Annotated in this window: 10 protein-coding genes; 8 read left to right on the top strand and 2 right to left on the bottom strand. The window is 56.3% G+C overall.

Annotation, left to right across the window (positions count from 1 at the left end):
- Window positions 1–180: 180 nt before the first annotated feature.
- Both ACFOES_RS01965 and ACFOES_RS01960 read right to left on the bottom strand, forming a co-directional pair.
- Complete coding sequence (locus tag ACFOES_RS01965; protein WP_377831472.1) at window positions 181–633, bottom strand: hypothetical protein; 453 nt, start codon at window positions 631–633, stop codon at window positions 181–183.
- Window positions 608–1,710 (bottom strand): IS3 family transposase gene (locus tag ACFOES_RS01960; protein ID WP_377831471.1). Its coding sequence is split into 2 segments (ribosomal slippage): window positions 608–1,455 and window positions 1,455–1,710, totalling 1,104 coding nucleotides; the frame shifts between segments, so codons are not numbered across the junction. The genes ACFOES_RS01965 and ACFOES_RS01960 overlap by 26 nt, the downstream gene beginning before the upstream one ends.
- Between ACFOES_RS01960 and ACFOES_RS01955 the strand changes: the two genes are divergently transcribed.
- The 8 genes from ACFOES_RS01955 to ACFOES_RS01920 all read left to right on the top strand — a co-directional run bounded on the left by ACFOES_RS01955 (window position 1,606) and on the right by ACFOES_RS01920 (window position 15,013).
- Complete coding sequence (locus ACFOES_RS01955; protein ID WP_377831530.1) at window positions 1,606–3,711, top strand: AAA family ATPase; 2,106 nt, start codon at window positions 1,606–1,608, stop codon at window positions 3,709–3,711. The genes ACFOES_RS01960 and ACFOES_RS01955 overlap by 105 nt on opposite strands.
- On the top strand, window positions 3,708–4,841 hold the full coding sequence (locus ACFOES_RS01950) for a 5-methylcytosine restriction system specificity protein McrC (protein ID WP_377831470.1): 1,134 nt from the start codon (window positions 3,708–3,710) through the stop codon (window positions 4,839–4,841). The genes ACFOES_RS01955 and ACFOES_RS01950 overlap by 4 nt, the downstream gene beginning before the upstream one ends.
- Window positions 4,842–5,032: 191 nt before the next feature.
- Window positions 5,033–7,042: a class I SAM-dependent DNA methyltransferase gene (locus ACFOES_RS01945; RefSeq protein ID WP_377831469.1), complete on the top strand. Its 2,010-nt coding sequence runs from the start codon at window positions 5,033–5,035 to the stop codon at window positions 7,040–7,042.
- Complete coding sequence (locus tag ACFOES_RS01940) at window positions 7,039–8,184, top strand: restriction endonuclease subunit S (protein WP_377831468.1); 1,146 nt, start codon at window positions 7,039–7,041, stop codon at window positions 8,182–8,184. The genes ACFOES_RS01945 and ACFOES_RS01940 overlap by 4 nt, the downstream gene beginning before the upstream one ends.
- Window position 8,185: 1 nt before the next feature.
- Entirely contained in the window at window positions 8,186–11,407 is a 3,222-nt protein-coding gene (locus tag ACFOES_RS01935; RefSeq protein WP_377831467.1) for a type I restriction endonuclease subunit R, read from the top strand.
- Window positions 11,404–12,594 carry an ABC-three component system protein gene (locus tag ACFOES_RS01930; protein WP_377831466.1) on the top strand — a complete coding sequence of 397 codons (1,191 nt, stop codon included), beginning with the start codon at window positions 11,404–11,406 and terminating at the stop codon, window positions 12,592–12,594. Before ACFOES_RS01935 ends, ACFOES_RS01930 begins: the two co-directional genes overlap by 4 nt.
- Complete coding sequence (locus ACFOES_RS01925) at window positions 12,579–13,100, top strand: ABC-three component system middle component 5 (protein ID WP_377831465.1); 522 nt, start codon at window positions 12,579–12,581, stop codon at window positions 13,098–13,100. The genes ACFOES_RS01930 and ACFOES_RS01925 overlap by 16 nt, the downstream gene beginning before the upstream one ends.
- Complete coding sequence (locus ACFOES_RS01920; protein WP_377831464.1) at window positions 13,097–15,013, top strand: AAA family ATPase; 1,917 nt, start codon at window positions 13,097–13,099, stop codon at window positions 15,011–15,013. The genes ACFOES_RS01925 and ACFOES_RS01920 overlap by 4 nt, the downstream gene beginning before the upstream one ends.
- Window positions 15,014–15,625 lie beyond the last annotated feature (612 nt).

Raw genomic sequence — 15,625 nt, 5'->3', positions numbered from 1 at the left:
CATCAGAGCTGAGGCAGGTCTCCACTCGCCGGGGTAGCGAGCTCGGGAGCCCACCAGCAAAGCAGGGCGGGGATGGGTGCCCTGCCTCGTCCTCGCCGCCGCCACCCCCGCTCTGGGTGAGGGGTGACGGACGGCTCCGGCGCAGCAGGGCGATAGGTTTTGGATAAGTCTATGAATAGGCTACCCAAAATGTATGACGTCAGATAGGCTTTCGTCATGGATGATCAGCTCGACATAAACACAACCTACCGCGCCATATTGAACGCCGCTCGTGAGCATCGCTTTGTCAGCTACGGTGAGCTCGCGAAGGCCAACAATGCCGACTGGCAGAAGAAACGATACGATCTGTTTCGCCAGCTTGGCGACCTGATTGAAATCTCTGCCGGTCGGGAATGGCCGTTGCCGTCTTCCATCGTCGTGAATCAGAGCAGCGTAAAAACAGGCGCGCTCGAAGGCACAGCGCGTGATGGATTTATCAATGCGGCAGAACAGCTTGGCTATGATGTCAGTGATCCCGACAAGTTCATCAAGGAACAACAGGAAGGCATGTTCGCCTTGCACTGCTCCCCAACCTTGGACCGCCGGAAGCTGGATTTTCCCGGCTGTGTCACGATGACGGGCTGGTTGCGCCATCGGGATAATGCATGGCGATCGGGACGTTGTATCCTATCGCGCTATGGGGTCGGTCTTCGTTGTAGTGTCTACGCCAATCTTCCAGCTTTTCGCGTGCGTCGGCAAGGCTCATGAACCAGTGCGCGTTCAGGCACTCGGAGCGGAGCTTGCTGTTGAAGGCCTCGATGAAGCCGTTGTCTGTGGGCTTGCCGGGCCGCGAGAAGTCCAGAGTGACGTCGTTCGCATAGGCCCAGAGGTCGAGGTCGCGGGAGATGAATTCGCTGCCATTGTCGACACGAATGGTCTTCGGGTAGCCGATCCTGGCGCAGACCTTCTCCAGCGTCTGCACGACGTCCTCGCCCCGGTAGGCGAAGCGGGGATCGGCCGCCGGGCACAGCCGGGAATGGGTGTCCACAACGGTCAGGATGCGGAGCTTCTTCCCCATGGCGAGCTGATCGTGGACAAAATCCATCGCCCAGACATCGTTCGGACCGATGGCTTCCTGGCGGTCCTCGCGCAGCTTCGCCTTCACCCGACGCTTCGGATGCTTGTTGCGCAGCTGAAGGCCTAACTCATTGTAGATCCTGCGGGTCTTCTTCATGTTGATGATCCACCCCTCTCGCCGCAGCAGGACATGCACACGGCGATAACCATACCGCACGCGCGTCTCGCAAATCTCCCTGATCCGCCTCTCGACGGCAGCCTGGTGCGTCCGCCGGGACTTGTAGTGGTAGCTGGACGTGTCGAAGCAGATGGCCCCACAAGCCTTCCGGATCGACACGCCCCAGTCGACGCACATCCCGGTCACGATCTCTCGCAGACGTCCAGGCTTCAGAGCTTTCGCCGGATGACGTCCTGAAGCATCTCACGATCCAACGTCAGGTCTGCCACGATCTTCTTCAGGCGCGCATTCTCGTCCTCGAGGGCCTTCAGCCGACGCATCTCGTCCGGCAGCAGCCCGCCGTATCGCTTCTTCCAGTTGAAGTAGGTCGCCTGGCTGATCCCCGCCTTGCGGCAGATCTCCGCAACCGGCGTGCCTTCCTCGCCCTGCTTCAGGATGAACGCCTTCTGCGCCTCCGTGAACTTCGATGCCTTCATGCGTTTCCGCTCCTCTCCCAGCCAGGAAAGATTAGCCGAAAACTCCAGCTTCAAACGGTCCAGGTTTCAGGGGGCAGAGCAGCCTGGGCTGCGACGGCGCCGGACAATCTGGAGCTCACGCCGGACGAACAGGCGAAGCTAGAGAAGCCTGCCAAACCCAAGAAGACCAAGAATGGCAGCGGCCCTCAGTTCGTCCGCCTGTTCGGCCCGCTACTCGATGCCATGCGGACTCTCGGCGGTTCTGCCGAACCGAAGCAGGCCTATGAAGAAGTCGCGAAGAGCCCGCTCGTGACTGACGAAGACCTCAAAGCCACCAATAAGAACGGCCTGTCAAAATATGAAAACCAAGTCGGTTGGGCCAAATTCTACCTCGCCAAAGCCGGGCTGATCGACAGCAAGAAACGTGGTGTCTGGCAGCTCACAGCCGAGGGTCGAGAAACCCATCTCGATCAAGAGGCAGCCTATGCGCTCTTTCGCGACATCCACGCGCGTTACAAGACGGCGAACGAGGATGAAGCCGATGAGGAGGCCGCGCCCACAGATGAGGATGTGGGCGAACTCTTCGACGATCCGAACCGCCGTTTCTGGTTCGTGGGCGCCGTCTGGAACGGAACAGACGATCAGACCGAAAGATTCTTCAAAGAGGGTATCTGGCAGAACGGCTACCACGACAAGTTCATCGAGCATGTCGAGCGGATGAAGCCAGGTGATCGCATTGCGATCAAGGCATCCTTCGTTAAGAAGTACAGCCTGCCGTTCGAGAACCACGACAAGCCGGTCTCTTGCATGCGGATCAAGGCGATCGGCACGGTCACAGAGAACATGAATGACGGCCGCACCGTAAAAGTGGACTGGCGGCCGCTTGATGATCCCCGAGACTGGTACTTCTACACCTACCGCGTGACCGTCGTTGAGGCTGACGCCTCTGACGAGCTTGCGCGGAGGCTTATCCAGTTCACCTTCGGCGGTCAGAAGCAGGACTATGACTTCTGGCTGCGCGTTCCGTATTTCGCGAAGAAGTACAAACCACGCCCCGCGTCAGCAACGGAGATTGAACTCGAAGAGGAAGAAGCTGAGGCCGATATCGAGGAGGCCGACGTTACCTCATATGATGTCGGAAACATTCTTTCCGATGGCTGCTTTTTCGCCGAAGACATCCTCAACTCCGCGCTGTCGCAACTTCAATCCAAGAAGAACCTGATCCTGCAAGGCCCGCCTGGCACGGGTAAGACCTGGCTCGCAAAACGTCTCGGCTACGCACTGATCGGCACGAAGGACCGCGCCGTCATCCGCAAACGGATGCGCTCGATTCAGTTCCACCCGTCACTATCCTACGAAGACTTCGTTCGCGGCTGGCGCCCCGATGGTAACGGCGCGCTTTCCCTGATCGATGGCGTTTTCCTGGAGGCGGTCGAAGCGGCGCGCGCTGAACCCGACCGGCCCTTTGTTGTCATCGTCGAGGAAATCAACCGCGGCAATCCCGCGCAAATCTTTGGGGAGATGCTGACCCTTCTCGAAAAGGACAAGCGCAGCGAGGAGGAGGCGATTGAGCTTGCCTATCGCCACGAGCGCGGCGAGCGCGTCTTCATCCCGCGCAACCTTTTCGTCATCGGCACCATGAACATTGCCGACCGGTCGCTCGCCTTGGTCGATCTGGCGTTGCGGCGCCGGTTTGCGTTCGTCACGCTTGAGACCGCGCTCAATGAAAGCTGGCGCAAATGGTGCGTGGATCAAGTCGGCATGGACGCCGCCGATCTGGCGCTGATCCAGCAACTCATGACCGAGCTCAATGAGGAGATCGCGGCTGACCGATCGCTCGGCGGTCAGTTCAAGATCGGGCACAGCTATGTCACGCCTGCGCCGGGAGAAACCATCGCGGACGCGAAGGCTTGGTTCCGCGGGGTCGTTGAAACCGAGATTGCGCCGCTTCTCGAAGAGTACTGGTTCGACAATCTCGATAAGGCCGCCACATCGAAGGCGCGGCTCCTGCAAGGCCTATGATCGAGGCGCTGGAATATGAGGATGAGGGTGAGTCCGTAGCCCAGCTCGCCTATGACAAGATCCCTGTGCGCAATGTGTGGTTCTTGTTCCTTTATGCCTATGATTTGGCCCGCTTTCAGGGTCGGTTCGAGGCAGAGATCGAAGACTCTCCAGACTTCAAATCCTTGATCGCGCGGCTTCTCTGCCATGCTGTCGAAACCCGTCTGCGGCGCAATCTGAGTTTTGGATATCGCCGGCGCGAAGACACGCTCAAGCGCGTGCGGGGGCGGATCGACATCCTCAAAACGGAATCCCAAGACCTGTTCCGCCGCGGCGAAATTGCTTGCCGCTTTGAAGAGCTCACAATCGACACGCCGCGCAATCGGCTCGTGCGTGCCGCACTCACAATGCTGGGCAGCCGCCTCGATGATGCGAACCTTGCGCATAGGACAAAGACCTTGGCGGGAGCGCTCGGCCGCGCCGGTGTCCGCGGCGCTATGCCCTCGCGAGCTGAAATGGCGTCAGATCAGATCGGGCGACACGAGGCCGATGATCGCCTGATGGTCTCACTTGCGCGGGCCGTTTTTGATCTGGTCCTGCCGACAGAGCAGGAGGGCGTTCGCTCGCTTCTCAAGGCGCAGCGCGGCGATACAGAGTTTAGGAAGCTCTTCGAGCGCGCCATCGGCAACTTTTTTGCGGCCGAGCTCTCGCGTGAAGAAGGGTGGCGGGTCTATCCGGGAAAGCAGTTCCGATGGCCAATAGGTGCGGCATCGCCAGGCATCCGGATGCATCTCCCCATGATGGTCACCGACATCATCCTGGAGAATGTTCGTGAAGACCGGCGCATCATCATCGACACCAAGTTCACGAACATTCTGACCGGTGCTCAGTATGGCGACGGGCAACGCTTCAAGACCGGACATATCTACCAGCTCTACTCGTACCTGCGGAGCCAGGAAGAGGCTGACGATCCGCTGTCGCTCAGTTCGGAAGGTATGTTGCTCTATCCGGCGATCGGGAACGACATGGATGAGGCTGCCGAACTTCAGGGGCACCTTGTGCGGTTCGCAACCATCGACCTTGCGGCGCCGACGGAGGCGGTCGTGGATCGGTTGCGTCGTTTGCCAGTCTACACAAGCTGGACCGCTTGAAGCTCTGCGTGACGGCAGAGTCGTCACCGGAACCAGAAAGCAACATCGCAACACATTGTATTTGTGATAGAAATTTCTTTGAATCAATCTCTGGATGTGGCACTACTTAGGGCGGTCATTTAAAAAATTTGGGGAGGCAGGCATTACCGCCATCTGCTACACCCGATAAAAACACGAGGGAGCAGTGATCCATGATGGAGCATGTCGGCGAGATTGAGAAACGCTTGTGGTCGGTGGCCGATCATCTGCGCGCCAACTCCAACTTCGCCAGCAACGAGTACTTCCTGCCCGTCATGGGACTGATCTTCCTGCGTCACGCTTACAGCCGTTTTCTGCGCGTGCAGGACGAGGTCAAGGCCTCGCTGCCCTCGCGTGGGGGCGTCACACGCGCACCCACAAAGAAAGATTTTTCGGGGCGCGGCTCGATCTACCTCAAACCTGAAGCACAGTTCGATCACCTGGTCGCTATCCCGGATGGCGGCGATCGCGCCGGCGCCATTATCGCTGCAATGGAAAGCATCGAAGCGGACTATGAGTCCCTTGATGGCGCGCTCCCGAAGGCCGAGTACCAAGAACTCGGTGACGACGATCTTGGTCAGCTTCTTCGTAACTTCAACGATCCAGCCCTCGAAAAAGCCGATGGCGACGTTTTCGGGCGCATCTATGAGTACTTCCTGACGCAGTTCGCCGATCAGAAAGCCCACGACGGCGGCGAATTCTTCACGCCGATCTCGATCGTGCAGACCATCGTCAACGTGATCGAACCCGATCACGGCAAGATCATCGATCCGGCCTGCGGCTCAGCTGGCATGTTTGTCCAGAGTGCGCACTTCATCGAGCGCATGAAAGCCAACCCGAATGAACGCGTGACGTTCTACGGGATGGAAAAGAACCCGACGACCATCCGGCTCGCCAAGATGAACCTCGCCGTTCACGGTCTCGAAGGAAACATTCAGAAGGCGATCTCATACTACGAAGACCCGCATGACCTTGTCGGCAAGGCCGACTTTGTGATGGCCAATCCGCCGTTCAACGTAGACGAGATCGACGCCGAGAAAATCAAGAATGACTCCCGCCTGGAATTCGGTCTGCCCGGTGTGAACAAGGGCGGCAAAGTCAGCAACGGCAACTATGTCTGGCTGTCGTTCTTCCACGCTTACTTGAACGACAATGGGCGCGCAGGCGTCGTCATGTCCTCTCAGGCCTCGTCAGCGGGTCACGGTGAAGCCAAAGTCCGCGAGGCGATGGTGAAGTCTGGTGATGTCGACATCATGGTCGCGATCCGGGGTAACTTCTTCTACACCCGCTCGGTGCCGTGCGAGCTTTGGTTCTTCAACAAGGGCAAGCCCGAACACCTCAAAGACAAGGTGTTGATGATCGATGCGCGCAACATCTACCGCAAGGTGACGCGTAAGATTTTCGACTTCACGCCCGAGCAGCTTTCCAACCTGAGTTCGATTGTCTGGCTCTATCGCGGCCAATCCGAACGCTTCCTGGAGCTGGTGACAGGCTATCTCGATACGGCTTTCACACAGACCGAAGCCAGCGACTTCTCAGGCTTAGAGCAGGCGATGAAAGATGTGACTGGCGCGTATGACGACGACGAGCTGAACGCGCTTTCCGAAAACGTCATCGCCGACATCGAGCAACTCAAATCTGAGACCGTAAAGGCAAAGGCGGCTGCCTGGGACGGTGGCAGCCGGGAAATCGGCGGCTTGAAAGCTGGCGCTGAGGCGTTCGCGCCGAGCGCCGATCGCATCAAATCGCTCACCAAGGTGATCGATCATTTCTACAAGCTGGCAACCCGCGTGCATGATGAGGACGTTGCCGCGGGGACCAAGCCAGCCGAAGGCAAGAAACGTCTGAATGCGCTTGATGAAGCGCGTCATGAGGTGACGGAGCACCTCAAACGGGCACGGTACTTCCATACGCAGGCCGAGTGGCTGCTCAGCCGTTTCCCGGACGGTGAGCTGTGCGACGTGGAAGGACTCGTGAAGCTCGTCGATCAGGATGAGATTGAAGCGAACGACTGGAGCCTGACGCCGGGGCGCTATGTCGGGGTGGCACCCGAGGAAGAGGATGAAGACTTCGATTTCGAGGAGGCGATGCGAGACATCCAGATTGAGATCGATGGCTTGAATGCCGAGGCCGTCGAGCTTGCTGCGACGATCAAGAAGAATTTTGAAGAGTTGATTGGATGAGTTGGGAAGTTTGCACGTTGGGTGATGTGGTGACGTTGAAACGGGGGCATGATCTGCCTAAAGCGAAGCGTGTCCATGGACCTGTGCCCGTTGTTTCATCATCCGGAATTACCGGTCACCACAACGAGGCAAAGGCCGAGCCTCCGGGTGTTGTGACCGGGCGATATGGGACGATCGGAGAAGTCTTTTTTGTCACTGAACCTTATTGGCCGCTCAATACTGCGCTTTATGCGATTGACTTCCATGGAAATGATCCGCGTTTTGTCGCTTACTTTCTGCGCGACAAACTTCGTAACTACCAAAGCGATAAGGCAGCTGTGCCTGGAGTGGATCGCAATGTTCTTCACAAGCTCCCGGCTAGGTGCCCCGACCTTCAGCAGCAACAGAAGATAGTGGCGCTTCTGTCAGCCTATGACGATCTAATAGCCAACAATAACCGTCGCATCGAGCTCTTGGAGCAGAGTGTGCGCCTTCTGTTTCGCGAATGGTTTGTATACCTACGGTTTCCAGGCCATGAACATGCTGACATCGTTGGTGGAGTGCCAAAAGATTGGAAGTCTCAACCCGTGCAAACAGTGTGCGAGAGATATTCCGATGGAGATTGGCTTGAAACAAAAGACCAAGGCGGTGATGACTACCGAATCCTTCAGATTTCCAACATCGGACAGAACGAGTTTATTGAGACTGGGAACCAAAGATTCATCACAGAAGATACCTTCAAACGGCTAAGGTGTACGGAAGTTGTGCCAGGAGACATCATAGTCTCAAGAATGCCTGCGCCTATAGGGCGCGGCTGGATGGTTACTGATCAACCATTTAGGATGGTTACGGCAGTTGATGTAACAATTGTGCGACCGGGTGCTTGCGTTGATGCGATGTACCTTCTTTATCATATCAATTCTCAGCAAAACCTCTCCCGATGTGAGGGGCACGCGACCGGCGCAACACGGCCACGAATTTCGAGAAAAAATATGGGGAAGTTACCCATTATGATCCCACCCTGGGAGTTACAAAACGCATTCTCTGAATTTGCTGAGCCAATTCATAAGAAAAGAGCGCGGCTTTTTGAGCAAAATAGAAGGTTAATAGAGGCGCGGGATCACCTTCTGCCACGCCTTATGGATGGAAGGTTGGAGGTTTGAGTTGAACGACTTTACGGAGGACAGACTCGCCCAACAGACACTCGCCGACTATTTGGTCGATGAGCTGGCTTGGGATGAGTCCGTCTTCGCGTTCAACACCGAGACATTTGGGCCGGAAGGCACGCTTGGCCGTAAGTCGGATCGGGAGGTAGTGCTAACTCGCCACCTTGGTGAGGCGCTGATCCGCCTCAATCCCGGCCTTCCCGACGAGGCTTACAAGTCTGTGCTGCGGCAGATCACCGATACGCTCAGCTTCCAGTCAACGCTTCAGACCAACCGCGAAAAGTTCGATCTGATCCGCGATGGCGTTCTCGCCACCTATAAGAAAGGCAACGAGATCAAGAAGACGCGGCTCAAGGTCTTCGACTACGCCGACCACGCCAACAACCATTTCCTTTGCGTTAGAGAATTGTGGGTCAGTGGCCCAAATGGTCATCGCCGCCGCCCCGATGTGATCGGCTTCGTGAACGGCTTGCCGCTCATGTTCGTTGAACTCAAACGCCCTGACAAATCGCTCCGCCGCGCCTATGACGACAACTTCCTGGATTACCTCGACACGATCCCGCAACTCTTCGACTTCAACGCCTTCGTGGTGCTTGGGAACGGGGTAGAGGCAAAGGTCGGTTCGATCTCGGCGAAATACGAGCATTTCAGCGACTGGAAACGCCTGGCCGAGGGCGACAAAGGCGTCGTGCAGATGGAAACCCTCATCAAGGGCGTCTGCAACCGTCAGAACTTCCTAGACCTTTTCGAGAACTTCATCCTCTTCGATGAAAGCACGGGGAAGCTTGCCAAGATCGTCGCGCGCAACCACCAGTATCTTGGCGTGAACCGCGCCGTCGACAGTGTGCGCGACCGCAAGGAACGCGACGGCAAGCTCGGTGTGTTCTGGCACACACAAGGCTCTGGCAAGTCCTACTCGATGGCATTCTTCGCCCAGAAAGTCCGTCGCAAGCTTGGCGGGGACTTCACCTTCCTCGTGCTGACCGACCGTACCGATCTCGACAAACAGATTTACGACACCTTCGCGGGCGTCGGTCTTGCCAATAACGACAAGGACCCGTGCCGTGCGGATTCCGGTGAAGAGCTGAAAGGACTTCTCGGTCAGCAAAAGGCCTTCGTCTTCTCCCTGATTCAGAAGTTCAACAAAGAGATCAAAGACGGCGAGCAGTACTCGCTGCGTGACAACATCATTGTCATGACAGATGAGGCGCACCGCACTCAATACGGCACGCTTGCCATGAACATGCGGGACGCCTTGCCGAATGCCAGCTTCATCGGGTTCACGGGGACGCCGCTCTTCACGAGCGACGAGATCACGCAGCGCGTTTTCGGCGGTTACATCTCCACCTACGACTTCCAGCGCGCCATCGAGGACGGAGCCACGTTGCCGCTCTACTACGATGCGCGTGGAGACAAACTTGGTCTATCTGCTGAGGGGCTCAACCAACGGCTCGCTGATGCCATCGCAGAGGCCGAGATCGAGGATGCGGATGTCGCGGCCAAGTTGGAAAACGAGCTGAAGCGCGACTACCACGTTGTGACAGCGGAAAAGCGCCTTCGCCATATCGCCCGGGACTTTGCCGAGCACTACTCGACCAATTGGGAAACCGGCAAAGCTATGTTTGTCGCGATCGACAAGGTCACGGCGGTTAGGATGCACGACTACATCCAAGAGGCTTGGCAGTCCCGGATCGCCGAGCTTGAACGTGAGGTTTCTGCGTCGCGTGACGATCAGGATCAGGCCGTACGCGAGCGGCAGCTGGCCTGGATGCGCGAGACTGAGATGGCCGTTGTCGTCAGCGACGAGCAAGGAGAGGTCGACAAGTTCCGAAAGTGGGGCCTCGATATTCTTCCGCATCGAAAGCTCATCCGCGAGGGCTTCCTGCTAGGTGACGGCAAGCGTCTGGATGTCGAAACCGCTTTCAAGCGCGAAGAACACCCGTTCAGGGTGGTGATTGTCTGTGCAATGTGGCTCACGGGCTTTGACGTTCCCTCACTGTCGACGCTGTATCTCGACAAGCCTCTACAAGCCCACACGCTCATGCAGGCTATCGCGCGCGCGAACCGTGTCAAAGCGGGCAAGAACAACGGTCTGATTGTCGATTACTGCGGCATTCTGAAGAACCTGCGCAAAGCGCTGGCGACTTTTGCCGGTCACACCGGAGAAGGTGGATTTGACGGACAGGGCGGTCCCGAGACCGATCCGCTCCATCCCGAAGAAGAGCTTCTAGCAGAGCTTGCAGAGGCGGTGGATTTCGTGCGCTCTCAACTGCGAGACAACGGATTTGACCTAGAGACGCTGAAGACAGCCACAGGCTTTGCTCGTAACAAGGCGATCTTGGATGCCAAAGAGGCGGTCAATATCGATGACGAAAGCCGCAAGAAATTTGAGATTTCCGCACGGTCCGTGTTTCGCAAGTACAAGGCGTGCCTGACGTTCAAAGGCGTTCAGGTGCATCGCGCGGACTACGAAGCGATCAGCTTCCTCTACAAGACGCTGCAGGATGATCGTGACAACGCCGACACCTCGGCGATCATTCAGCGCCTAAACGCCATCGTCAGTGATGCGATCGACGTAACCGCCGATCCGGATTCAGATGATCGCATCTTCGACATGTCGAAGATCAACTTCGAGCTGCTACGCAAAGAATTCCAAAAGAGCGAAACCAAGAACTCGGATGTTCAAGACGTGAAGTCGGTGGTCGAGGATCGCTTGCGCAAGATGCTTGCCGAAAACCCGACCCGCACCAACTTCCAGGAGCGCTTCGAGGAGATCGTCCGCGAGTACAACTTGGAAAAAGACAAGAACACCATCGAGGCGACGTTCGAGGCGTTGATGCGGTTGTCCGCTGAGATGAGCGCTGAATCGAAGCGCTATGTGAAAGAGGGGCTTGAAAACGAAGAGCAACTGGCGGTGTTCGACTTGTTGCTTAAGCCTGAACTCTCAAAAAGCGACATCAAGAAGATTAAGTCTGTAGCCGTTTCACTGCTTCAAACGCTGGAAAAGCAGATGCGTGACGTGCAGGACATCTTCGGCAAGACATCCACCCGCGACCGGTTCAAGCAGACGATCTACGACTATCTCTATGACGATCGCACGGGTCTGCCGGTCGAATCCTATAGTGAAGATGATTTGGCAGCCAAGACTGACCTCATCTTCAATTTCTTCGCGCGGCATGACCAGCAAGTGTCCAGCGCTGAGAGGAGGGTGGCTACATGACGGTCAGCCTGCAATTCAAACACATGTGCGGGGACAAGGACTCGGCGGCGCTCGATATTGTCTTTATCCATGGACTTACTGGTGATCCGGAAGGAACCTGGACCAATGGGGAGGAAACCTTCTGGCCTTGTTGGATTGCAGATGATCTGGAAGGGGTATGTATCTACACAGCTGGATATCCATCCAGCCTGTTCGAGAAATGGTCCAAAAAGGAAATGGACCTGCATGAACGTGCGTCAAGTCTAGTGGAGCATATGGTCTCGCATGGCATTGGAACGAGACCCGTTGCATTCGTTTGTCACAGCCTTGGGGGATTGCTGGCAAAAGAAATGCTCCGTGCTGCCGTCGAAGCCCAAGACGAGGATTGGAACGCGATTGGTCAACAACTAAAGCTCACCATATTCATGGCCACGCCGCATAAAGGCGCGCAACTCGCGAGCATCTTGAAATTTGCCTTCCCGCGTATGTCTTCGCGTTTCATCGATACACTGAGTGGAGACACAGGATACGTCGCCGACCTTTACAATGGTTATAGGGACATCGCGCAGAAAAGCGGCATAACTACGATTGCCTACTACGAGAAGTACAAGACCAAGAACGTGGCGCTTGTTGTCTCGCCTGATAGCGCCGATCCGGGGTGCCTTAAGACCCGTCCAATTGCTGTTGATGCCGACCATGCCGGTATCTGCAAACCCGCCTCAAAGGAGGCGCCGGTTTTTGTTTCTCTGCTCCGTCACTTGAAAAAGGCCTTGGAGACCTGCCCGATGCCGGGCTTCAACGAAGTCGGGTCCGGCTTGTCTCCGGATGACTACAGCCAAAAATCAGAGGATGATCGTAGAACGCTCCAGGAGAAGTTGATTGACGCGGGAAAGGAACACGAATACGCGACAGCCAACAATCTTCAGAGCAAATTTGCGCGCAAATACCATCGGTTAGGCTTGTTCAACGAAGCAAAGACCAAACACGATGCGCTACTATCTGCTGTGGAGCAACGATTCCTAACGCATGTGTTCGGTCCCAAAATCTGTGCAGGCGCGCCAGATGCAGAGGTTTCGGCAGCCGTCCAAGAGCATGTCATTGACGCGCTGTGCGCGCGGGCAGAATTTGGAGTACTTAGCCCTACAGCGGTTCTTCAGGCGCTCTACTATCTGACAGAGCAATGCCACATCCAATGGGACAAGCCATGATTGGTCGGCTGTGGTTCCCTCAACTGGATGTCTATGACGCGGTCCGCCGGATCGGTGGCCTAATTGGGCTGTGGAGCGATGCGACCCGCCCCTCACCCGAGCGGCTTTTCATCCTGGATTTCTATCTGTCAAATGCACCGCTCCTGCACAAAACGCGCATGCCCCAAGAGGTCCGAAAAGCGTTTGGAGAGCTCCGCATACCGCGCCCCGAAAAGGGGTTCGTCGTTTACCCCTCGTCACAATTGCTTTTCCAGAAGATGGATGAGGTGCAACGGCAGGCGTTTCGCACATTGTCTGGGAAAGGGCTTATTGAGCTTCCCGAACTCGACAACGGGTCTGTGACGCCCTCAGACGAGGGGCGTATTCTATTTGAAGCTGAGTTTCTTCCTCTGTTCTCCGAAAGCGAGCGGCGGCTTGGAGACTTTCTTGTCCACAAGTTTGGACCTACGACACGAACGATTTCAGATATTCGTCAGAGTACCGGATTGAGGAGGCTGGTCAGATGAGTTACTCCCAATTCCATTTGAAGCGATTGCGCGTCATGCAGAGCGGATCGCCGGTCTATGACCAGAAATTCCATCTCGGCGTGAACATCATTCGCGGTGAGAACGGCTCAGGCAAGTCTACAATTGCCGATTTTGTATTCTACATCCTTGGCGGCGAATTCGACAACTGGAAGACAGTGGCCGCCAATTGCGATGAGGTCCAAGCCGAGATCGGCACTGCCAGCGGTGTCCTAACTCTCAAGCGCAGCATTGAAAAAGCTCAGACGCCAATTTCGGTCTTCTACGGTACATTCGAGGAAGCGGCTGACCAGGGTCTTGATGGTTGGCAGTCATATCCGATCAGAAGATCTGCTTCGGGTCAGGAGAGCTTTTCCCAGATCATGTTTCGCGCTTCAGGGATACCGGAAGCACAAAGTCAGGGTGCAGCAAATGTCACGATGAACCAGATTCTTCGGCTTCTCTATTCGGACCAGCGGACACCAGCCTCGTTCCTTTTCCGATATGAATCCTTCGATACCGGAGAAATTCGCGAGGCTGTCGGCGACCTGATTTGCGGCATCCGAGGTTATGAATCGTACGAGATTGAACTCGAACTTCGTAAGCTCAACAAGCAGTTTGATGAACTGTCGTCGCAATACACGTCGCTGTTGAGGTCTCTACCTGAAGAAGAAGCGCTCGCGCGTGTAGAGAGCGTTGACGCACGTGTCGCGGGGCTTGAGGAGGAATACGCTCGTCTTTCGAGCGAGATCGCGAATGTCGATGATCTGGTCGATGACCAAGAGATTAAGTCCTTCGTCCAGGAACGGAAAGAAGCTAGTTCGGAAATCCGAAAGCTGCGGGGACAAATCGTCGACATTGAGCAGCAAATACATACGAATGACCTCGAAGTCACTGATCTGACGAGTTTCATCAGTCACCTTGAAGAATTGTCGGACAAGCTTCCCAAGGCTCAGAAGTCATCTGAAATCATTGGGAGTATCGAATTCACGCACTGCCCCGCGTGTCTTTCGCCGCTCCACGGCACGAGTGATCCCGACCATTGCATTCTCTGCGGTAGCGAAACCGATCCCGAGCAAGAACGGTCGCGCTATCTGCAAATCAAACTGGATTTGGATATTCAAATTCGAGAGTCCCGCCAGCTTCTTGAGGAGAAGGAAACCGGCACGGCGCAGGCAAAAAAAGAACTGCGGAAGTTGCGATCGACCTACCAAGAGAAGCTTTCGGAATTCACAGTACGTTACGAGATCAGCAGCTCGCCTCGCGAGAGCTTTACCGCCGAGCGTTATCAACGCCTTGGCCAGATCGACCGAGAGCTTCGGGACCTTGCAAGGCTACGTGAACGTGCAGCCGAACTCGAAAATGTGAGTGAACGAAAAGCCACGCTTCAAGGTGAAATTGACCGACTAAAAGATCGTCAGAAGGCCCTCGATACAGCCAGCGAGACGCGCCGCCGCACAGCATTGACACAAGTGTCTGAGAAGGCGAAGTCCTTCCTGCGGCAAGACCTGGATCGACAAGACGAATTCAGAAACGCCAAGTCAGTCGTCGTCAGTTTTCGTGATAATTCCATTCTCGTTGATGGAGAGCTGAACTTTGCAGAGAGCAGCAATGTAATCGTCAAGAACGCGGCGATCCTATCTTTGTTTGCCGCAGCAACAGAGGACAGCGAGTTTCTCCATCCTCGGTTCTTGCTCATGGACAATGTTGAAGACAAAGGCATGGAGCAGGAACGAAGCCACAACTTCCAGAAGATCATGGTGGAGGCTTCTGAACGCGCTAAACTCGATCACCAGATCATCTTCACGACGTCGATGATTGACCCCGACTTGGACGAAGACCAGTACACGATCGGTCCTCACTACACGCACGCTGACCGCACGCTCCGCAAGCTGTCCGACGAGGAAAGCTCCTGACAGGCACAAAGAGGTAGCTGAGCAACGAGATCGGATCGACAGTGGGACACTCGGTCGGAAAACGCTAACAAACAGTGGGACAAAAAAGTGTCCCACTGGCACGTAAGTGTCGGGATTTCCTGTTCACTGTGATGCCGCCCCCGGGCACCATTCCTCAAGCTCATGCATTGGTTCCGCTTCAGGATTCCGCAGCGATCCGGAGCCTTAGACCATGGCGTTGACCAAATCCCCCGCCTTCACCTTCTCCAAAGAGGCGATCTGCGACCGCGCTCGGCGCGTCTCGAGGGACCTGGCCTGGCATGTTCGAGCACGTCGGATCGCAAGCGATGCATCTGGCCCCCCTTTCGCCCCTGAACCATGCCGCCCGGCTGATCGGGCTGCGCGACGGCGCCGTTGATTTCGAGGGGCCGGTCATGGCGGCGGCACGGTGTAGCGATGGCGGGGGGGGGGGGCGCGGACACCTGGAACGGTTGACGCCGCGGCCGTGGAAGACCCGGGGGACAGCGCCGGGCGAGCGCAAATTCCGCGCTGGCGGAGGGCGGGCTTTTGCCTATGCCCGGTGCCCTTGCTTGAGTTCGCCCGGCCCCGGCGATAGGGTGCTGCAGGGTCGAA

The sequence above is a fragment of the Acidimangrovimonas pyrenivorans genome (genome assembly GCF_042643245.1).
GTDB classification, from domain to species: Bacteria; Pseudomonadota; Alphaproteobacteria; order Rhodobacterales; family Rhodobacteraceae; genus Acidimangrovimonas; species Acidimangrovimonas pyrenivorans.
Note: the sequence above shows the minus strand (reverse complement) of the source record. Positions and strands in the feature narration are given on the sequence as shown.

Excerpts from the sequence above, each read along its gene's own strand:
- ACFOES_RS01965 (WP_377831472.1), bottom strand. The coding sequence starts at position 633 with ATGGCGCAACCAGCCCGTCATCGTGACACAGCCGGGAAAATCCAGCTT.
- ACFOES_RS01950 (WP_377831470.1), top strand. The coding sequence starts at position 3,708 with ATGATCGAGGCGCTGGAATATGAGGATGAGGGTGAGTCCGTAGCCCAG.
- ACFOES_RS01945 (WP_377831469.1), top strand. The coding sequence starts at position 5,033 with ATGATGGAGCATGTCGGCGAGATTGAGAAACGCTTGTGGTCGGTGGCC.
- ACFOES_RS01940 (WP_377831468.1), top strand. The coding sequence starts at position 7,039 with ATGAGTTGGGAAGTTTGCACGTTGGGTGATGTGGTGACGTTGAAACGG.
- ACFOES_RS01930 (WP_377831466.1), top strand. The coding sequence starts at position 11,404 with ATGACGGTCAGCCTGCAATTCAAACACATGTGCGGGGACAAGGACTCG.
- ACFOES_RS01925 (WP_377831465.1), top strand. The coding sequence starts at position 12,579 with ATGGGACAAGCCATGATTGGTCGGCTGTGGTTCCCTCAACTGGATGTC.
- ACFOES_RS01920 (WP_377831464.1), top strand. The coding sequence starts at position 13,097 with ATGAGTTACTCCCAATTCCATTTGAAGCGATTGCGCGTCATGCAGAGC.